Origin of the sequence: Isoptericola cucumis (assembly GCF_014635665.1) — a bacterium.
Classification (GTDB): Bacteria; Actinomycetota; Actinomycetes; order Actinomycetales; family Cellulomonadaceae; genus Isoptericola; species Isoptericola cucumis.
The window spans coordinates 83,345-103,142 of the sequence record NZ_BMDG01000001.1 but is presented as its reverse complement, the minus strand read 5'-3'; the positions used below and the strand labels follow the sequence as shown (position 1 = coordinate 103,142).

Genomic DNA, 19,798 nt, shown 5'->3' with positions numbered 1-19,798 from the left:
CCGGCGCGCCCGCGGCGCGCTCCCGAACCGCACGAGCAAAGGTGCCGGTCCCATGACCTACGTCCACAACCGACCCGAGGACTTCGCCCGCGAGGCGCTGAGCGGCCTCGTCAAGGCGCACCCCGGCACCCTGCGCCGGGTGCCCGGCGGGGTGGCCCGCGCCGAGGGCACCCGGCCCGGCAAGGTCGCCGTCGTCGTCGGCGGCGGCTCCGGCCACTACCCGGCGTTCGCCGGGCTGGTCGGCGATGGCGTGGCCGACGCCGCCGTCTGCGGCGAGATCTTCGCCTCCCCGTCCACCCGCCAGGTGCTCGACGTGTGCCGCGCCGCCGACGCGGGCGCCGGCATCTGGCTCTCCTTCGGCAACTACGCCGGCGACGTCCTCAACTTCGGCGCCGCCGCGAGCCGGCTGCGCGCCCAGGGCGTCGACGTCGCGGTGCGACTCGTCACCGACGACGTCGCCTCCGCCCCGCCGGAGCGCGCCGCGGAGCGCCGCGGCGTCGCGGGCGACCTCGTCGTCTTCAAGGTCGCGGGTGCGGCGGCCGAGGCGGGCGCCGACCTGGCCGAGGTGGACCGCCTCGCGGGTCTCGCAAACGACCGCACGCGCTCCTTCGGCGTCGCCTTCGACGGCTGCACGCTGCCCGGCGCCGACGCACCGCTGTTCCACCTGCCCGAGGGCCAGGTGGGCTGGGGGCTCGGCATCCACGGCGAGCCCGGCATCGGCGAGGAGCCGGTGCCCCCGGCGGCGGACCTCGCCGCCGAGCTCGTCGAGCGTGTGCTCGCCGACCGGCCCGCCGGCGCCGACGGCCGCGCGGCCGTCGTCCTCAACGGGCTCGGGACGGTGAAGTACGAGGAGCTCTTCGTGCTGTGGGACCGGGTGCACGACCTGCTGACCGAGCAGGGCGTGACGCTGGTCGCGCCGCTCGTCGGCGAGTACGTGACCAGCCTCGACATGGCGGGGCTCTCGCTGACGGTGACGTGGCTCGACGACGAGCTCGAGCCGCTGTGGCTCGCGCCCGCCGCCACCCCGGCGTTCCGCCACGGCGGCTGGCGGGCGGCGCCGGCGGTGCCCGCGCCGGACGCCGTCACCGAGCCCGAGCCGCCGCTGGTCCTGGCGACCACGGACGAGGGCGCCGACGCCGCGCGCGTCGTCGTGGGCGCGCTGCAGCGGGCGCAGCAGGTGCTGCACGGTGCGGAGGCCGAGCTGGGCGACCTCGACGCGATCGCCGGCGACGGCGACCACGGCCGCGGTATGTGCCGGGGGATCGACGCCGCCGTCGAGGCCGCGGACGAGGCGCTGGCCGCCGGCGCGGACGCGCCGTCCGTGCTGCGCCGCGCCGCGGACCGCTGGGCCGACCGCGCGGGCGGCACCTCCGGCGCACTCTGGGGCGTCGGCCTGCTCGCGCTGGCCGACCACCTGCCCGCGGACGCGCCGCTGACCGGCGCGCACGTCGCCGAGGGCCTGCACGCCGCGCGCGACGAGGTCTGCGCCGTGGGCGGCGCGCGCGTCGGGGACAAGACGCTCGTCGACGCGCTCGACCCCGCCCTGGAGGCGCTGCTCGCGGCGCACGGGGGCGGTGCGGCGGCGGCCGACGCCTGGCGCGCCGCCGTGCGCGCCGCCCGCGACGGCGCGGAGGCCACGAAGGACATCACGGCACGCCGCGGTCGCTCGCGCGTGCTGGGGGACAAGAGCCTCGGGGTCGCCGACCCGGGGGCGACGTCGCTCGCGCTCCTCCTCGCCGAGGTGGGTGCCGCGCTCGGCGTCAGCAACCACGACGCGGAGGTGCCGGCACGATGACCACGACCCAGGACCAGGACGGGACCACCCCCACCACGACCGCGCTGCGGGTCGTCGTCGGCTCGGACGACGCCGGGTTCGACTACAAGGAGCTGCTCAAGGCGGACCTCGAGGCCGACGCGCGCGTCGCGGAGGTGACCGATGTCGGCGTGGGCGCCGACGAGCACACGCACTACCCGTACGTGGGGGCCGCCGCCGCGCGGCTCGTCGCCGAGGGGAAGGCCGACCGCGCGCTGCTCGTGTGCGGCACCGGGCTCGGCGTCGCCATCTCGGCCAACAAGGTGCCCGGCGTCCGCGCCGTCACCGCCCACGACTCGTTCTCCGTCGAGCGCGCCGTGCTGTCGAACGACGCCCAGGTGCTGTGCTTCGGCCAGCGCGTGGTCGGCATCGAGCTGGCGCGGCGCCTGCTGCGCGAGTGGCTCGGCTACCGCTTCGACCCCGCGTCGTCGTCGGCGCCCAAGGTCGCGGCGATCGGCGAGGTCGAGGCGGACGCCGGGCTGGGCGAGCTCACGGAGCCCGCCGGGTCCTGCGGATGACGCGCCGCACCCTCGTCGCCGTCTCCCTCAAGGCATACCTCGGGGCGGCGGACACGGAGCGCTGGCTGGCGGAGGTCCGCGACGCCGCCCCGGCCGGGGGCGACGTCGAGCTCGCCGTCCTGCCGACGTTCCCGCTGCTGCCGACGGCGGCGCGTGTGCTCGCGGGGACGTCGGTGGCGTGGGGTGCGCAGGACGTGGCGCCCGGCGCGCACGGCGCGCAGACCGGCGAGGTCACCGCGGCCCTGCTCGCCGAGCTCGGCTGCCGGCTGGCTGTCGTCGGGCACGCGGAGCGCCGCGCCTCGTTCCACGAGGACGACGACGTCGTGCGGGCCAAGGTGGCCCGGCTCGCCGAGGCGGGCGTCACGCCGCTGCTCTGCGTGGGGGAGGAGCGGCAGGCCGGCCCGGACGAGGCCGCCGCCCTCGCGGTGGCGCAGCTCGAGAGCGCGCTGCGCGACGCCGAGCCGCGGCAGGTCGTCGTCGGCTACGAGCCGGTGTGGGCGATCGGCGCCCCCCGGCCCGCGCCGGCCGCGCACGTCGTCGCCGTGGCGCACGCGCTGCGCGACCGGCTGGACGGGCTCGGCGTCGAGGGCCGCGTGGTCTACGGCGGCGCCGCCGGCCCGGGCACCCTCACGGCGCTCGCGGGCGCCGTCGACGGCGTGTTCCTCGGCCGGTTCGCCCACGACGTCGCCGCCCTGCGCGACGTGCTCGACGAGGCCGCGGCCGCGCGACCAGCGGATTCGGCCGCCAGGCCGTGACCGCCACACACTGGACCACCAGAGAGGACACCACGATGGTCACCAGCATCAGCACCGTCGCCGTGATCGGCGCCGGGTACATGGGCGGCGGGATCGCTCAGTCGCTCGCGCTCGCGGGCCTGCCCGTCACGATCGCCGACGTCTCCGCCGAGGCGACCGAGGCCGCCTACGCCCGCCTGCTCGCGGAGGCGCAGGAGTTCGAGGACGCCGGCCTGTACGACGCGGGCGCGACCGAGACGATCCGCGCCAACCTGCGCACGGCCGGTTCGATCGAGGACGCCGTGGCCGACGTCGACTTCGTCGAGGAGGTCGTCTTCGAGTCCGTCGAGGTCAAGCACGACGTGCTCGGCCGCATCTCGGCCGCGGCGCGCGAGGACGCGATCATCGGCTCGAACACGTCGACCATCCCCGCCCGGGTGCTCGCCACGGCGGTGAAGCGCCCCGAGCGGTTCCTCACCGTCCACTTCTCGAACCCTGCGCCGTTCATCCCGGGCGTCGAGCTCGTGCTCGGCGAGCGCACCGACGAGTCGGTCGTGCCCGTGGTCAAGGAGCTGCTCGCCCGGGCCGACCGGGAGGCCGCGATCGTCGCCGACGTGCCGGGCTTCGTGCTCAACCGGCTGCAGTACGTGCTCCTCAAGGAGGCGATGTCGATCGCCGAGGAGGGCATCGCGTCCCCCGAGGACATCGACACCGTCGTCCGCACCACGTTCGGCTTCCGGCTCGGCTTCTTCGGGCCGTTCGCCATCGCCGACCAGGCCGGCCTGGACGTGTACGCGGGCGGCTTCCGGACCTTCGAGGACGCCTTCGGCGAGCGCCTCAGCACCCCCGCGCTCATCCAGGAGGCCGTCGACGGCGACCGGCGCGGCGTCAAGAACGGCAAGGGCCTGACCAAGGACTACACGCCCGAGCAGGTCAAGGCGCTCGTCGCGCACCGCAACAAGGCGTACAGCGAGATGGGGCGCCTCGTCCGCTCGCTCGGTCCGTCCCCCGCCTGACCCGCACCGCACCGCGCGGCGCGACCTCGACCGGGTCGCGCCGCGCCCCTTCGCACTGCCCGTCGCCGAGCCGTGCCCGCACAAGACACAGGAGTCTTCACGTGACACAGGTCAACGAATCCGCCCTCGTCAAGAAGGTGACGCTCCGGCTGCTGCCGCTGCTGGTCGCGCTCTACACGGTCGCGTACATCGACCGCTCCGCGGTCGGCTTCGCCCAGCTGAGCATGGGCGCGGACGTCGGCATCGGCGACGCGGCCTTCGGGCTCGGCGCGGGGCTGTTCTTCATCGCGTACTTCCTGTTCGAGGTCCCCAGCAACGTGCTGATGCAGAAGTACGGACCCCGCATGTGGTTCGTCCGCATCCTCGTCACCTGGGGCATCATCACCGCGGCGATGGCCCTCACGCAGGGGCCGATCAGCTTCTACGTGCTGCGCTTCCTCCTCGGCGTGGCCGAGGCGGGGTTCTACCCGGGCGTGATCTTCTACCTCACCACCTGGTTCCCGCACCGGCACCGGACCAAGGCCACCGGGACGTTCGTCATCTCGGCGCCGCTCGCGTTCATCATCATGTCGCCGCTCGCCGGCTGGCTGCTCGGGGTCTCCGGCCTCGGCATGAGCGGCTGGCAGTGGCTGTTCGTCGTCGTCGGCCTGGCCGCGGTGCTGATGGCGATCCCCACCTGGAAGTTCCTGCCCGAGACGCCGCGCGTCGCGAAGTGGCTGTCGACCCACGAGGCGGACTGGATCGAGAACGAGCTCGCCCAGGACAAGGCGGAGCGCAAGCAGGAGGACGGGAAGAACCCGCTGCGCACGCTGGTCGACAAGCGGGTGCTGGTCTTCGCGCTCCTGTTCTTCCCCTCGACGGTGGGCGTGTACGGGCTGTCGTTCTGGCTGCCGCAGGTGGTCGACCGGTTCTCGAGCTCGACGCTCCAGACCGGCCTGCTCACCGACGTGCCGTACCTGTTCGCGCTCGTCGGCGTCCTCGTGACGTCGCGGTGGGCGGCCCGGTACTTCGCCGACAACTGGGTGCCGCTCGCGTGCCTGTTCGTCGGGGCGGGCCTCGGCATGGGGGCCAGCGCCATGTTCTCGTCGCCGGCGCTCCAGCTCGCGGCGCTGTCGCTGGCCGCGTTCTGCGCCTACTCGATCGCGGGCGTGTTCTGGTCGCTGCCGAGCGGCGTGCTCGCGGGGGCGACCGCCGCCGTCGCGATCGCGGCGATCAACTCGTTCGGGAACCTCGGCGGGTTCATCGGGCCGTACGTGGTCGGGATCTTCACCCAGGCGACCGGCACCACGGAGGCGGGCATGTACTTCCTCATGGTGGTGCTGTTCCTCGGCGCCGTCGGCACGTTCGCGGCGCGGCGCGTGGTCGCCCGCATCCAGCGCGCCGACGACGCCGCCGGCGTGCCGTCCGGCACCGGCGACGCGGACGCCGCCCGCGTCTGACCTGCCGACCGGCCACGAGCCGGCATCCCCGCCCGGGGCTAGACGCCGGGCGGGGGTGCCGGCTCGCCGCGTTCCGCGAGCGAGCGCGAGCGCACCCCCTCGATGTGGAGGCGCATGAGCTCCTGCGCCCGCTCCGGCACGCCGGAGCGCATGGCGTCGAGGATGGCGCGGTGCTCCGCGACGGCGACCTGCTTGTCCGTCACCCCCGTGCCGGAGAACTGCCGGAAGCGTTGCACCAGCCCGCCGAGCGCCGCGAACGCGGCCTGCAGGTAGGTGTTGTCGGCAGCGCGGGCCACCAGGGCGTGGAACCGCTCGTCCGCCTCCCAGTAGTCGCGGAACTCCTGGTAGGTGGGCCCGTTCGGGGAGGCGTCGAGCTCGGCGACCGCCCGCTCCAGCTCGGCCAGGAACTCCTCGCCGCCGCGCTCGCAGGCGTAGAACGCGGTCACCGGCTCGACGGCGAGCCGGGCGTCCATGAGGTCCGTCAGCTCCTTCGCCGTCGGCGCGGGCGTCACGGAGTAGCCGCGCAGCGCCACCCGCCGCACCATGCCCGTCGCCTCGAGCCGGGCGAGGGCCTCGCGCACGGGGGTGGGGGAGACGTCGAGGTCGCGGGCCAGCGCCTCGATGTTGAGGCTGCTGCCTGCCGGCAGCGTGCCGTCCATGAGCTGCGACAACAGCTCGTCGAACACGTGGTCGGCGAGCAGCCGCCGCCGCACGGGCGTCGTGGTCGAAGCGCTGGTCCTGGGCACGGGGCGATTCTATCGACGCGCCCCGGCGCCTCGGGCAGGCGTGGCCGGCCGGGGACCCGCGGGGAAGGCGATTTCCTGCGCGTCGCTAAGGTGTGGGCCAGGCATGCGCGGGCATGCCCGCACCGGGCGGCGACGCCGCCCCGACCCGGAGGTGAGACGTGGCCAGAGCGCGACTGCAGGACGTCGCCGACCGCGCCGGCGTGTCCCTGGCCACGGCGTCCAGGGTGCTCAACGGCTCGGCACGGCAGCCCGGGGCCGAGCTCGTCGAACGCGTGCGGTCGGCGGCCGCCCACCTCGGCTACGTCGTCAACGCGCAGGCGCAGGCGCTCGCGCGGTCGCGCACCGGCCTGCTCGGCCTGGTCGTGCACGACATCTCCGACCCCTACTTCTCGTCGATCGCCGCCGGCGCGCAGGCCGCCGCCCGCGAGCACGGGCGCCTGGTGCTGCTCGCGTCGACCGGCCGCGACCCCCTCGCCGAGCGCGAGGCCGTGGCCGCGTTCGCCGCCCACAGGGTGGACGCCGTCGTCGTGGCCGGCACCCGGTGGACGCGCGAGGACGACGAGGCGCTCGCCGCCGCGCTCGACACGTACGTCTCCGCCGGTGGCCGCTCCGTGCTCGTGGGGCAGCCCGTCGGGGGCGGGAGCGTCGTGCGGCCGCCCAACGGGCCCGGCGCGGCGGCCCTCGCCGAGGCTCTGATCGCCGCCGGGCAGCGCCGCTTCGTGGTGCTCACCGGCCCGGAGCGCGTCGTCACCTGGCGCGAGCGCGCGGACGCCTTCGCGCAGGCGGTGCGGGCCGGCGGCGGAGAGGTGACGTCGGTGCGGGTCGACGAGTTCTCCCGCGACGGCGGGTACGCGGCGGGCGACGAGGTCGCCGCCCTCGCGCGCGACCGTGCCGGCGGGGAGCCGCCGTGCGTCTTCGCCGTCGCCGACGTCATGGCCATCGGGCTCATCGCGCGCCTGCGGGAGCTGGGTGTCACCGTGCCGGGCGACGCGCGCGTCGCCGGGTTCGACGACATCCCCACCCTGCGCGACCACGTCCCCGCGCTGTCCACCGTCCGCATCCCGCTGGAGGAGATGGGCCGCCTGGCGGTGGCCGCCGCCGTGGACGACGCCGGGGCGGACGTCGTCGAGGTGGGCTACGACGTCGTGCTGCGGGGGTCCACCGCGCGCTGACGGTCGTCGGCCGGTCTGTCTCGGCAGGAAGGCCCGTCGCGCGCTCAGGGGCTGGCGAGGGTCAGACCGGTGCCCCTCCGGGCGCGCTCGACGACGCCCGCGTACGAGGACAGCATCCGCACGTGGCTGAACCGCGGCCGGGCCGAGACCATCGCACGCCCGAGCTCGTCGCGCCGCGCGGCCGCCTCGACCCAGGCGTCCGCGATCTGGTCGGGCTCGAAGGTCGTGACGAGGCCGACCCCGTCGACGATCCGCGCGGCGTCGCCCACGGCTGTCGTGACGGGGACGGCACCGCACATCGCGCCCTCGATGAGGCACAGGGGTGCCGCCTCGCCGAACGTCGACGTGAGCGCCACGACGTCCGACGCGGCGAGGATCTTCTCCATGTCGTGCCGCACGCCCAGGGTGCGGACCCGGGCGAGGAGGTCGGGACGGTCGGCGAACGCCTGGTGGAGGTCGGCGCGCAGGCCCGGGTTCTCCGACGTCATGCCGGCACCGCACATGACGACGTGCGCCCGGGGGTCGCGAGCCAGGAAGCGTCGCGCGGCGGCGACGAAGAGCTCCGGCGCCTTCATCGGGTCGTAGCGTGCGGCATAGGTGACGACGGTCCCGTCGGCAGGGAGGCGGTGCACGCCACGCAGGCCGAGACGACGAGGGCGGGTCAGCGGCCGGAAACGGGTGAGGTCCACCCCGTTGGGCACGACGTGCAGCAGGTGTGCCGGCACGCCGGCGGCGCGGTAGGCGTCCCGCGTCGAGGTCGCGCAGCAGACCACGGCCGCCAGGCGGCCCGCGTGGGCCGCCGTGAGCAGGTGGGACAGCGCCGTGCCCTGACGTCCGGGGTCGGACCGGTGCAGGCACGCCACGACCGGGCGCTCGGGGATCCCGGGCTGGTCGAGCAGCCGCAGCGGCTGCTCCTTGAGGGACAGCACCACCTGAGAGCCCGCGACCTGCCGTGCCACGACCGTCAGCTCGGCCTCCGAGAACGTCTCGGGGTCGTCGCGCTCCGTCGAGCGGCCGAGCGAGGTGATCCGGACGCCGGCCGCCCGCAGCTCCCGGAACCGCCGGTCGTCGGTCATCCGCTGCAGGGTCGACTCCCGCCGGACCTCGTCATGGATGCTCAGCACGGAGTGCCGCTGCCGGCCCAGGGAGTGCAGGCCCGCCACCACCGACGAGTGCAGCACCCGGGCGCCGCCGCTGAAGAACCCTTCGTACAGGGACAGCACTCGCAGCGCGTCGTTCTCGGTCATGTCGATCACCTCCTCGTGCCAGGTTCCGGGGAGATGATGTGGACTGCATGACCGCGTCGTTACGGTCTCATGACGAGTTCTCGGGTGGCGGGGTGCGCCTTACCCCAGGAGCGCGCGGATGTCGCGCTCGGCCTGGGCGGGCGAGGCGGTGCGGCAGCCGAGCGCCACCCAGCGGCGCACGAGCGCGGGCTCGCCGCGCAGGAGGCCCCAGCCACGGCGCAGCAGCGTGGGCAGGGGCTTGCGGGACTCGGCGACGTCGCGCAGGAGGCGGAACCAGAACGTCACCAGCCGGGGCTGGGTCAGGCAGATCGCGTCGGCGAGGAAGCCCTCGGCGCGGCACGCGGCGACCAGCTCGGCCGCGAAGATCCCCTCGGCGACGACGACGGGCGCGTCGCCCGCCTCCAGCACCGCGCCGCCCGTGCGGCGCGACGTGGGGATGTCGTACACGGGCACCTCGGCCCGGCCCGTGCGTACCACCGTGCGCAGCGCCTCCAGGGCCGCGTCGTGGTCCCAGCTTGCCGGGTCGTCCCAGTCGACGATGCCGTACCGCATCGGCATGCCGGGGAAGTCGACGTCCCGGTAGAAGTCGTCGAGGTTCACCACGGGCAGGCCGAGCCGGCGCGTGAGCGCCGTCTTGCCCGCCCCCGACGGGCCGGTCAGCAGGACGACCCGTCGGGCCGGGCGGCGGGCGCCGGCGGGGACGTCGAAGAGGGCGTCGGACACCGGGGCGTCGGACACGGGGGCCCCGCGAGGGTCGGCCGGGGGCTCGCTGTCGGTCACGGGCACCTATTCTCGCCCACCGCGGGTCCTCAGCCCGACGCCAGGAGGAGGACGTGCAGGGTGCGGGGGCCGTGCACGCCCTCGACGCGGTCGAGCTCGATGTCGGACGTCGCGCTGGGCCCGGAGATCCAGGTGAGCGGCCGCTCGGGGTGGCCACCGAGCAGGCGCACGGCCTCGGGCACGGTCTGGGTCACCTGGTCGGCGCGCACGACGCACAGGTGCACGTCCGGGACCAGGGAGATCGCGCGCCGGCCCTGGTCGGGCTCGCCGTCGAGCACGATCGTGCCCGTCTCGGAGATCGCGACCCGGGCCGCCGTGACGACGGCGTCCACGGCGTCGAGCTGCGCCGCCGTCTGCGGCTGCTCGCGCGAGTCGCGCACGACCTCGGCGCCCGCGGGCAGCGCGGCCAGCCAGGCGTCGTCCAGCCCGGACGGCACGACGACCCGCACCCCGTCCGTCAGCTCGCCGAGGAGGGCCGCGACCGTCGCGGGCAGGGTGTCGGCGGACACCTCGTGCACGTGCGCCTTGTAGTCCACGAGGCGGTCGACGAGCTGCTCCAGCACCTCCGGGCTCCCGGGGGCGTGCTCGCCGGCCGGCCGGTACGCGCGCGGCACCTCGACGGCGGCGGGTGCCGTGCCCACCTTGCCGGCCGGGGTCGTGCCGGCGCCCGGCTGCCCCAGCGCCGCGCGCACCCGGTTGAGGACGTCGTCGCGCGCGCTCATCGCTGCTCCTTCGGCGTCGCGGCGGGCCCGGCCGCCGGGTCGGTGTGCTCGTCCCGCCACCACTGGCGGAAGGTCTGGGCGGGCGGGGCGGGCAGGTCCCGCGAGCGCGTCCAGGCGGACGCCGGCGGCGGCGCGACGGAGATCGCGTGGTCCCGGCCGCCCAGCCCGCGCCCGAGCGTGGCGGCGCGGCCGGCGAGGGCGAACCGGTCGCCGTCGGCCATCACCCACGACGCGGCCTTCATCGCGGCGGCCCACGGGTCGATGCCGCTGCGCGAGCGGTCGGCGTCGACCTCGCGGGCCCGCAGGTCCACGAGGATGGACGGGATGTCGATCTTCACCGGGCAGACCTCGTAGCAGGCGCCGCAGAGTGTGGAGGCGTAGGGGAGCGAGGCGTTCGGGTCGCCGTGCCCGGACACGCCGCCCGACGACGCGGTGAGCTGGGGCGTGAGGATGGCGCCGATCGGGCCGGGGTACACGGACCCGTAGGCGTGGCCGCCCACCCGCTCGTAGACGGGGCAGACGTTGAGGCAGGCCGAGCAGCGGATGCAGTGCAGCGCGCTGCGCCCGACCTCGTCGGCGAGGACGTCGGTGCGGCCGTTGTCGAGCAGCACGAGGTGGAACTCGGCCGGCCCGTCGCCCGGTGTCACGCCCGTCCACATCGACGTGTACGGGTTCATGCGCTCGCCGGTCGACGAGCGGGGGAGCAGCTGCAGGAAGACCTCGAGGTCGTCGAAGGTCGGCACCAGCTTCTCGATGCCCATCACGGTCACGAGCGTCTCGGGCAGCGTGAGACACATGCGGCCGTTGCCCTCCGACTCGACCACCGCGAGCGTGCCCGTGTCCGCGACGGCGAAGTTGGCGCCGCTGACGGCGACCTTCGCGGACAGGAACTTGCGGCGCAGGTGCGCGCGGGCGGCCATCGCGAGCTCGCGCGGCACGTCCGACAGGTCGGGCGGCGCGTCGCCCATGCGGGCGAGGAAGATGTCGCGGATCTCGGTGCGGTTGCGGTGGATGGCGGGCACGAGGATGTGCGACGGCATGTCGTCGGCGAGCTGCACGATGAGCTCGGCGAGGTCGGTCTCGACGGCGGCGATGCCCTCCTCGGCCAGCGCCTCGTTGAGCCCGATCTCCTGGGTGGCCATCGACTTCACCTTGACGACCTCGTCGGCCCCCTTGGCCTTCGCGATGTCGGCGACGATGCGGTTGGCCTCCGCCGCGTCACGCGCCCAGTGCACGACGCCGCCGCGCGCGGTGACGTTTCTCTCGAGCTGTTCCAGGAGCTCCGGCAGGTGCGCCATGACCTGCTCCTTGACGCCGGAGCCGGCGTCGCGCAGCGCCTCCCAGTCGGGCACCTCGCCGACGACGGCGGCCCGCTTGGTGCGGATCACCTGCGTCGCGTGGCCCAGGTTGCGGCGCAGCTGGTCGTTCGCGAGCGTCTGCTTCGCGGCGGCGGGGAACGCGTCACCCCAGCGCAGCGGCTCCTGCGGGTGGGGGACCGGGCCGAACGGCTCGTCGGCGACGGCGCCCCCGGCGGTCCCCGTGCCGGCGCCGGCACCCGTGGCGGTGGAGCCCGTGCCCGTGCTGCGGCGCAGGCCCGGCAGGCCGAGGAACGTGCTCATCGGGCGGCCTCCGTCCGGTCGTGGCGTTCCGGCCGGGTGAACGTGGTCGCGGGCAGCGGGGTGGGTTCCTCGCGGGTCGAGGCCAGGACCTCCGCGAGGTGCAGGGCCCGCACGCCGGCGGACTGCCGGGAGAGGCCGCCGCCGATGTGCATGAGGCACGACATGTCGCCGGCCGTGAGCACGGTCGCGCCGGTCTCGCGGACGTGCGCGGTCTTGTCGGCGAGCATCGCCGCGGACGTGTCGGCGTTCTTCAGGGCGAACGTGCCGCCGAACCCGCAGCAGCTCTCGGCCTCGGGCAGCTCCACGAGGTCGATGTCCTCGACCGCCTGGAGCAGGCGCAGCGGCTTGTCGCCGACGTGCAGCATCCGCAGGGAGTGGCAGGTGGGGTGATAGGTGACGCGGTGGCCGAACCAGGCGCCGACGTCGGTGACGCCGAGCACGTCGACGAGCAGCTCGGACAGCTCGTACGTCTTGTCGGAGACGGCCTCGGCGGTGGCGGCGAGCTCGTCGAGCCCGGCGCGCCGGCACACCATCGCCTGCTGGTGGCGGACCGACCCGGTGCACGACCCGGACGGCAGCACGACGGCGTCCCACTCGCCGTCGGCGACGGGGGCGAACGTCTCGACGTGGTTGCGGATCACGGGCACGGCCTCGCGGAAGTAGCCCGTGTTGACGTGCATCTGCCCGCAGCAGGCCTGGCCGGCGGGGAAGACCACCTCGTGGCCGAGGCGCTCGAGCAGCCGGGCGGTGGCACGCGGGGCGCCCGGGAACAGGGTGTCGGCGAGACAGGTGGCGGCGAGGGCGATGCGCATACGACTCCTTGCTCCAGCTCACGGCTGTGACCAGCATGACCGGGCCCGCGCTCCGCCGCCACGGCTCCGGCGCCGTCGCGGTGTGGTCGGACCATGGTCGGTCACCCTACACGCCTTGGTCGGACCACAGGGCGGCCCGGCGGCTACGCTGGGTCGGTGCGCACCCACGAACGCGTCCTCGCCCACCTCGAGGAGGGGATCGCCGCCGGCCGCTGGGGCCTCGGCCAACGCCTGCCGCCCGAGCGTGCCCTCGCCGAGGACCTCGGCGTCTCGCGACCCTCCGTGCGGGAGGCGATGCAGATCCTCGAGGCCCTGGGCATCGTGCGCCGCGGCGTCGGCTCCGGGCCGGGGGCCGGAGCCGTCGTCATCGACCGACCCGCGGCCGGGCTGGGCGCCGCGGTCCGGCTGCACGTCGCCACCGGGACGCTGCCGGTGCACGACGTCGTCGCCACCCGCGTGCTGCTGGAGTCGTGGGCCGTGGCCCAGGCGGCGGAGCGGGTGGCGGCGCACGCCCCCGGGGCCGCGGACCGGGTCGGCGAGGCGCGTCGCCTGCTGGCCGAGATGGACGCGGAGGACCTCTCCCCGGAACGCTTCCTCGACCTCGACCAGGCCTTCCACCTCGAGCTCGTGCGCCTCGCCGGCAACGTGCTCGTCGAGGCCGTGATGACCGGCCTGCGCGGCGCCGTCGGCGGCTACATCACCGCGGGGGTCGAGCGGCTGCCGTCGTGGCCGCGCACCGCGGCGCGGCTGCGCGCGGAGCACCGCGAGGTGCTCGACGCCGTCGCGGCCGGGGACGCCGACGCCGCGTCCCGGGCGGTGCGCGCCCACGTCGAGGGCTTCAGCCGCGACGCGGGGGTCTCGCTCAGCCCGTGACGGCCGGCGCCGGGCGTGCGGTTTCCGCGCCACCGCCGGTGAGAGCAGGCCGGCCGCGCTCCAGGCGTTCACCGCGGCGTCCCGCGTCCACGGCCGGGCGTACCCGCCGCCGGCGCGGACGAACGTGGGGCTCTCCTGCGAGCGCCGGTCGTGCAGCACTGTGGACCAGGTGGTGGGACGGGCTCGCCCCCGGGCTCGTGGGTGGGATGATCGGCCCATGAGCGTGCCCACCGTCCCCGCCCTGTCGCTGCCTGCCGGAGCCGCCGGCTCCCGGATCGTCGGGCTGGGCCACCATCAGCCCGAGAAGGTGCTGACCAACGACGACATCGCCAGGTTCGTCGAGACGAACGACGAGTGGATCCGGTCGCGCACCGGCATCGTCACGCGCCACGTCGCGGCCGACGACGTCACGGTCGCGGACATGGCGACGGCCGCCGCCCGCCACGCGCTCGACGACGCCGGCGTCGACCCCCTCGACGTCGACCTGGTGATCGTCGCGACGGCGACGGCGGCCGACCGGTCGCCCAACACGGCCGGGCGCGTCGCGTACGCGCTGCGCACCGGCGTCCAGCCCGGGGCGAGCACGCCCGAGGGCGAGGACGAGCCCGACCTGCGCAACGTCGTCGGGCCGGCCGTCATCGACGTCAACGTGGCGTGCTCGGGCTTCGCCCACGCCGTCGGCCTGGCCGACCAGGCCATCCGTACCGGGACCTCGCGCACCGCCGTGGTGATCGGCGCCGAGAAGCTCACCGCCGTCACGGACTGGTCCGACCGCAGCACCTGCATCCTCACCGCCGACGGCGCGGGCGCCGCGGTGCTGCAGGCGGCCGACGCGCCCGCCGTGGGGCCGGTCGTGTGGGGCTCGGAGCCCGAGCTGACCCCCGCGGTGCTGATCGAGGCGCCGGCGGACAAGTTCGCGCAGGACGGGCGGGCGGTGTTCAAGTGGGCGATCACGCGCGCGGCCGACCGGGCCCGCCGCGTCGTGGAGGCCTCCGGCCTGTCGCTCGACGACGTCGGCGTGCTGGTGGCGCACCAGGCCAACCTGCGCATCATCGAGCCGCTGGCCAAGGGCCTCGGCCTCGAGGACCGGGTGGTCGTCACGGACATCACCGAGTCGGGCAACACCTCCGCGGCGTCGATCCCGATGGGGCTGTCGAAGTGGTGGCACGCGGGCAAGATCCCGGCGGGCACGCCGGCCCTGCTGTTCGGGTTCGGCGGCGGCTTCGCCTGGGCCGGGCAGGTCGTCCTGACCCCCGAGCGGTAGCCCGGCCCCGGCGCCGCGTGCGCGTGCCCCCGCCGTCGAACGCGCCTCGCCTCGACGGCGGGGGCTCTCCGTCCCGTGGGGCCTGTCTCGGCGCGAAGGGGTCCGGTAGGCTCGTCGGGAAACCGCTTCCCCGACGACGATGGAGACCGACGATGCCCTCCGCCCCCGCCGCCCCGACCGGTAGCTCGACCAGCGGCTCGCCCGGCGGATCGCCCGGCAGCTCGACCGGCGGCTCGACCGGCCGCGACCGCCGCCGCTACGCCGTCGTGGGCACCGGCCACCGCGCCGGGATGTACGTCGACGCGCTGGTCGGCGACCACGTGGACGACGGCGAGATCGTCTGCTGGGTCGAGCCCAACCCGGAGCGCGCCGCGGTGCACGAGGCGAAGGTCGCGGCGGCGGTCGGCGGCGAGCGGCCGCTCTACCACCCGGACGACCTGGAGAAGGCGCTCCACGAGCAGCAGGTCGACCGCGTCGTCGTCACCTCGGTCGACAACACGCACGCCGAGATGGTCTCCCGGTCCCTCGACGCCGGCGTCGACGTCGTCGTCGAGAAGCCGATCGCCGCGACCGCCGCGGAGGCGCGACAGATCGCCGACGCCGTCACCCGGACCGGCCGCGACCTCACGATGACGTTCAACTACCGCTACTCGCCGCGGAACTCGGCGCTGCGCGAGGTCGTCGCCTCCGGCGAGATCGGCCAGGTGCTGTCCGTGCACTTCGACTGGGCCCTCGACACCGTGCACGGCGCCGACTACTTCCGCCGCTGGCACCGCGAGAAGGCCAACAACGGCGGCCTGCTGGTGCACAAGTCGAGCCACCACTTCGACCTCGTCAACTGGTGGGTCGACGACGTCCCCGAGCGCGTCTTCGCCAGCGGCGGCCGCCGCTTCTACGGCGACGACGCCGCGCACGCGCGGGGCTACGAGCCCACCGCGGGCGAGCGGGCCCTCCGCGAGCAGGGCGTGGACCCGTGGCGGCTCGACGTCGACGCCGACCCGTACCTGGCCGGGCTCTACGGTCCCCGGGCCCAGGCCTACGACGGCTACGTGCGCGACCGCAGCGTCTTCGACGCGGGCATCACCACCGAGGACACGCTCGGGCTGGTCGTCGAGTACCGCGGCGGCCCGGTGCTCACGTACTCGCTCACCGCGAGCGCGCCCTGGGAGGGCTACCGCGTCGTGGTGAACGGCTCGCGCGGGCGCGCGGAGCTGGAGGTCGTCGAGCGCGGGTCCGTCGTCTTCGGCGGGGGCACGGCCGTGCTCGACCCGAGCGTCACCGACGCGCTCGGCGAGGACACCGTGCGGCCCAAGGGCGACCGGCTCGTCGTGCAGAAGCACTGGGAGCGGGCCGAGGAGCGGCCGATCACGGCGGTCGGGCCCGGCGGGCACGGCGGCGGGGACGCGCTGCTGCTGCGCGACGTCTTCCGCGGGCGGGCCGACGCCGACCCGCTCGGCCGCGCCGCGGGATTCGCCGACGGGCTGCGCGCGTCCGGCGTCGGCTACGCGGGCAACCGGTCGCTCGAGACCGGCGACCCGGTCCGCCTCGCCGACCTCGGGCTGGGCGTCGAGCTCTGAACGTCGTCCGACCGACCTCGGCGGGGTCGGCACGACCCCGCCGAGGCCGGACTCAGGCGGTCCAGGGGGCGCCGAGCTCCGCGAACGTCTGCTGCGTGCGAGCCGCCTGCTCGCACCACCGCTCGACGTCGTGGACGACGGCGTGCCGCCCGTCGCCGTCGCCGCGCCACTCGAACCGGTCCTCGGGGACGGGGGTCGGGTCGGGCGCGGTGCGCACGGCCTCGAGGACGCGCATGAAGGCGCCGGTGGCGCGCACGTCGCACGCGAGCTCGCGGCGCGGGTCCGTGCGAGCGGCGAGCAGGTCGTCCAGGAGCGACGTGCGGCCGTACGTCTTCTCGACCGTCACGCGCCCGGACCGCAGCCGCAGCCGGTCGTCCTCGTAGAAGTACTCGAGCTCGCCGCGCGTGCCGAGCACCAGCACGCGGGCGGGCGATCGCCGGGGGGCGCACAGCGTGAGGCCGAACCCGTACCGTCGCCCGTCCGCACCCACCACCCGCACGGACGACGTGTCGTCCGCCTCGACGGGGTGGGCGCGGTACAGGTCGGTGTCCACCCAGGCGACGTCCTCGGTGCGGGTCGCGCCGCCGAGGAGCAGGGTCGTCGCGACGGCGTGGGCGAGCGGGTTGGTCACGACGCCGTCGACGACGTCCCGCCCGTCGAGGTGGCGGCGCCCGGCCCAGGGCGCGCGCGCCCAGTAGGCGGCGTCACGCACCCAGGTGCCGACGGCCCCGAGCCCGACGACCTCGCCGATCTCCCCGGCGGCCACCATCGCGGCGGCGGCGGGCACGGCCTGCGAGCCGAACGTCTGGAAGCCGACCTGGCACCGCCGTCCGGTGCGCTCGGCGACGGCGACCAGCTCGGCGTGCTCGGCGAGGGACGCGGTGGTCGGCTTCTCCAGCAGCACGTCCAGGCCCGCCTCCATGGCGGCGCGCGCGAGCGGCAGGTGCGTGGGGATCGGGGTGCTCAGGACGACGACGTCGACCTCGTGCCCCGGCGTCGACAGGAGGTCCCCGAGGGTGGGGAACCAGGGCGCGGCGTCGTGCGCGTCGTGACCCGGGCCGGGCTCGCGCGGGTCGACGACGGCGCCGAGCGCGGCCTCGCCGGCGCGCTGGAGCTCCAGCACCCGGCGCACGTGCGACGCGCCGTGGCCGTGCACCCCCACGACGGCGATGCGCGGGGGCCGGCCGGGGGTCGCGCGGGAGGTGCTCGGGGCGGTGGTCGTCATCGTCGTCCTTGGGTCGAGGGCGCGGTCGTGGTGCGGTCCTGGCAGGGTCGTGGCCGGGTCGGTCGTGGCCGGGTCGAGGGAGCGAGGTACGAGGCGCCTGGGCGTCAGCGCAGGCCCGTCGCGAGCGCCGCCGCCTCGTCGAGGCCGAGCGCCCGGTCGAACAGCGCGGCGACGACCCCCGTCTCGGCGGTCCCGCCGGCGGGCACCACGAGAGGCGCGTCCCAGACCAGCGCCGGGCACGCGCCGGGGTACTCCGCCGCCCGCAGGAACCAGTGCCGCACGGGGGAGGTCTGGGTGAGCAGCGTGGTCGTCGTGCGCTCGCCGTCGCGGTCGCGGTGGCGCTGCACGAACGCGACCCACGGGGAGGTGCTGCCCTGCGCGGCGTCCTCGCCCGGGCCGGCCGCGGACAGGACCTGCGTCTCGTGGGCCTTCGGCAGCCGCCAGAACACGCCGCCGTACCCGGCGCCGGGGCGCCCGTTGGTCGCGGGGGAGCGGATCTCCAGCGGACCGTGGGTCGCGTGCAGCGTGGTGCGCCACTCGAGCACCCACCCGTCGTCGAGGAGGCGCGCGCCGATGCGGCGGCGCTCGTCGAGCTGCGGCTGGTCGTGCTCGTCGCGCCACTCGATCGTGTCGACGAGCAGGTGCGGCGCCATCGGGTCCACGGCGGCGCCCGCGCTGACCTGGCGCCCGTGGTTCGGCAGCAGGGTGGGGCCGACGTCGGCCACGAACGTGCGGCCGCCCCAGTGGCTGGTGCCGTTGACGTCCGGCACCGCGACCCCCAGGCCGTAGTGGTGGCGGTGGTCGACGGGCCCGGCGTCGGTCAGGGGCACGCCCGCCAGGGAGTGCACGGGGTGCAGGTACGGGCGCGGCGAGTGGATGGCCGGCAGCCGTGACCCGTCCTCGTAGCGGGCCAGGGGGCCGTGGTCGAGCGACCGGTGCAGCACCATGGCGCCGCCCTCGGCGGACCACGCCGGGCCCTGCTCGGGCGCGGGGCCCGCGTCCTGGGTGGCCGGCCGTGCCTGGCGCACCGTCGCCCGCGCGATCCGACGGGGGACCGGGCCGGTGCTGGCACGCACCTCCAGCCGTGCGCCGAAGAGGGTGGTCGTCGCGGCGTGGGCGTCGTCGTCCATGACGGCGTGCAGCTCGCGCCACGCGTGCCGGCCGAGCTCGTCCTGCGGCACGGCCGCGGTGGTGAGGGCGGGCGTCGCGTAGCGCGCGAGGTCGATGTCGTCGTACCCCGTGACCGAGATGTCGCCCGGCACCGCGACGCCGGCCTCGTTGAGGGCGGCGAGCAGGCCGAACGCGACGAGGTCGTTGAACGCGATCACGGCGGTCACCCGGCTGGCCAGGACGGCGTCCGCGGCGGCGTGCCCGGCGGCGAGGCTGGTGCCGGTGTCGAGCTCGACGACGTCGAGCCCCGCGTGGCGTTCGCGGGCCGCGGCGAGCCCCCGGCGCCGTGCCGCGTTCGTGGCGGCGAGCCGGGGGCCGGCGAGGTAGGCGATCCGCTCGTGCCCGAGCGCGACCAGGTGGTCGACGAGCTGGCCCGTCGCGTCGTCGTAGTCGACGACGAGGCTCGGCGTCGACGGGTGGGACACGCGGCGGTTGATGACCACCGACGGCTCGATGTCGGGCAGCAGCGCGTCGAGCTCGCCGGCGGGCATCCGGGGGGAGACCAGGACGAGGGCGTCGCAGCGGCGGCGCGCGTCGCGCGCGACGGCGGCCTCCTGCGACGGGTCCTCGGCGGTGTCGGCGACCAGCACGCGATAGCCGTCGGCGGCCGCCGCCGCGGACACGCCGCGCAGGATCTCCTGGAACACGGGGTTGGCCAGGTCCGGGACGACGAGCGCGACGGTCGTGGTGCGCCCGATGGACAGGCTGCGCGCCACGTTGCTGGGCCGGTAGCTCAGCTCGATCGCGACCTCCTGGACCCGGGCGGCGATCGTCGGGTCCACCGTGGTGCGCCCGTTCATCACCCGGGACACGGTGGCGCGCGAGACGCCTGCGGCAGCTGCCACGTCGGCGATGGTCGCGGCGGGCCGCCGCACGTTCACCCCGGCCATCCAGGTCTCCTTCGTCAGGGGGCGTCCGTCGTGCAGGACGACCCGTCGTCGCGCGGGTGCGCTGTCGGCGCTCCGGTGCGCACAAGGCGACGGTACACCATGGGAAACCGGTTGCTGCTGTGGTACGGTCCAAGCGAGCAACCGGTTTCACGCCGGTGCTGCCCAGGACGTGACAACGGCG

The 19,798-nt window shown here is 75.6% G+C and carries 17 protein-coding genes; 9 read left to right on the top strand and 8 right to left on the bottom strand.

Annotated elements, in window-relative coordinates:
• Positions 1-52: 52 nt before the first annotated feature.
• From IEW03_RS00465 to IEW03_RS00445, 5 genes are all read left to right on the top strand, one after another.
• Complete coding sequence (locus IEW03_RS00465) at positions 53-1,795, top strand: dihydroxyacetone kinase family protein (protein ID WP_188521689.1); 1,743 nt, start codon at positions 53-55, stop codon at positions 1,793-1,795.
• On the top strand, positions 1,792-2,331 hold the full coding sequence (locus IEW03_RS00460) for a ribose-5-phosphate isomerase (protein ID WP_188521688.1): 540 nt from the start codon (positions 1,792-1,794) through the stop codon (positions 2,329-2,331). The genes IEW03_RS00465 and IEW03_RS00460 overlap by 4 nt, the downstream gene beginning before the upstream one ends.
• Entirely contained in the window at positions 2,328-3,086 is a 759-nt protein-coding gene (locus IEW03_RS00455) for a triose-phosphate isomerase family protein (protein ID WP_188521687.1), read from the top strand. Before IEW03_RS00460 ends, IEW03_RS00455 begins: the two co-directional genes overlap by 4 nt.
• 35 nt (positions 3,087-3,121) lie before the next feature.
• Positions 3,122-4,081 (top strand): 3-hydroxyacyl-CoA dehydrogenase family protein, encoded by a 960-nt coding sequence (locus IEW03_RS00450; RefSeq protein ID WP_188521686.1) that lies wholly within the window; start codon positions 3,122-3,124, stop codon positions 4,079-4,081.
• 101 nt (positions 4,082-4,182) lie between these two features.
• Positions 4,183-5,520, top strand: a complete 1,338-nt coding sequence (locus IEW03_RS00445; protein ID WP_188521685.1) for an MFS transporter — start codon at positions 4,183-4,185, stop codon at positions 5,518-5,520.
• Positions 5,521-5,558: 38 nt separating this feature from the next.
• Here IEW03_RS00445 and IEW03_RS00440 read toward each other — a convergent pair whose 3' ends face one another.
• Positions 5,559-6,266: a GntR family transcriptional regulator gene (locus IEW03_RS00440; protein ID WP_229737277.1), complete on the bottom strand. Its 708-nt coding sequence runs from the start codon at positions 6,264-6,266 to the stop codon at positions 5,559-5,561.
• 158 nt (positions 6,267-6,424) lie between these two features.
• On the opposite strand from IEW03_RS00440, the gene IEW03_RS00435 reads away from it, so the two are divergent.
• Positions 6,425-7,438 carry a LacI family DNA-binding transcriptional regulator gene (locus tag IEW03_RS00435; protein WP_188521684.1) on the top strand — a complete coding sequence of 338 codons (1,014 nt, stop codon included), beginning with the start codon at positions 6,425-6,427 and terminating at the stop codon, positions 7,436-7,438.
• Between the two features lie 44 nt (positions 7,439-7,482).
• Here IEW03_RS00435 and IEW03_RS00430 read toward each other — a convergent pair whose 3' ends face one another.
• The 5 genes from IEW03_RS00430 to IEW03_RS00410 form a co-directional block, all read right to left on the bottom strand.
• Positions 7,483-8,685 carry a glycosyltransferase gene (locus IEW03_RS00430; protein ID WP_188521683.1) on the bottom strand — a complete coding sequence of 401 codons (1,203 nt, stop codon included), beginning with the start codon at positions 8,683-8,685 and terminating at the stop codon, positions 7,483-7,485.
• A gap of 99 nt (positions 8,686-8,784) precedes the next feature.
• Positions 8,785-9,465, bottom strand: coding sequence for a uridine kinase family protein (locus IEW03_RS00425; RefSeq protein ID WP_229737276.1), 681 nt, complete (start codon positions 9,463-9,465; stop codon positions 8,785-8,787).
• 29 nt (positions 9,466-9,494) lie between these two features.
• On the bottom strand, positions 9,495-10,187 hold the full coding sequence (locus tag IEW03_RS00420; protein ID WP_188521682.1) for a LutC/YkgG family protein: 693 nt from the start codon (positions 10,185-10,187) through the stop codon (positions 9,495-9,497).
• A complete protein-coding gene (locus IEW03_RS00415; RefSeq protein WP_188521681.1) occupies positions 10,184-11,806 on the bottom strand; it encodes a LutB/LldF family L-lactate oxidation iron-sulfur protein in 1,623 nt (540 codons plus the stop codon). Before IEW03_RS00415 ends, IEW03_RS00420 begins: the two co-directional genes overlap by 4 nt.
• The gene (locus IEW03_RS00410; RefSeq protein ID WP_188521680.1) at positions 11,803-12,618 is read right to left on the bottom strand and encodes a (Fe-S)-binding protein; all 816 of its coding nucleotides are present in this window, start codon (positions 12,616-12,618) and stop codon (positions 11,803-11,805) included. The genes IEW03_RS00415 and IEW03_RS00410 overlap by 4 nt, the downstream gene beginning before the upstream one ends.
• 156 nt (positions 12,619-12,774) lie before the next feature.
• Here IEW03_RS00410 and IEW03_RS00405 point away from each other — a divergent pair, with 156 nt between their 5' ends.
• From IEW03_RS00405 to IEW03_RS00395, 3 genes are all read left to right on the top strand, one after another.
• Positions 12,775-13,491: a FadR/GntR family transcriptional regulator gene (locus IEW03_RS00405; protein ID WP_188521679.1), complete on the top strand. Its 717-nt coding sequence runs from the start codon at positions 12,775-12,777 to the stop codon at positions 13,489-13,491.
• 217 nt (positions 13,492-13,708) lie between these two features.
• On the top strand, positions 13,709-14,755 hold the full coding sequence (locus IEW03_RS00400; protein ID WP_188521678.1) for a 3-oxoacyl-[acyl-carrier-protein] synthase III C-terminal domain-containing protein: 1,047 nt from the start codon (positions 13,709-13,711) through the stop codon (positions 14,753-14,755).
• A 152-nt stretch (positions 14,756-14,907) separates the two neighbouring features.
• The gene (locus IEW03_RS00395; protein ID WP_188521677.1) at positions 14,908-16,332 is read left to right on the top strand and encodes a Gfo/Idh/MocA family protein; all 1,425 of its coding nucleotides are present in this window, start codon (positions 14,908-14,910) and stop codon (positions 16,330-16,332) included.
• Positions 16,333-16,384: 52 nt separating this feature from the next.
• Here the strand turns inward: IEW03_RS00395 and IEW03_RS00390 are convergent, their stop codons facing one another.
• Positions 16,385-17,557, bottom strand: coding sequence for a Gfo/Idh/MocA family protein (locus tag IEW03_RS00390; protein WP_188521676.1), 1,173 nt, complete (start codon positions 17,555-17,557; stop codon positions 16,385-16,387).
• 104 nt (positions 17,558-17,661) lie between these two features.
• Positions 17,662-19,617 carry a DUF6807 family protein gene (locus tag IEW03_RS00385; RefSeq protein ID WP_188521675.1) on the bottom strand — a complete coding sequence of 652 codons (1,956 nt, stop codon included), beginning with the start codon at positions 19,615-19,617 and terminating at the stop codon, positions 17,662-17,664.
• Positions 19,618-19,798: the final 181 nt, after the last annotated feature.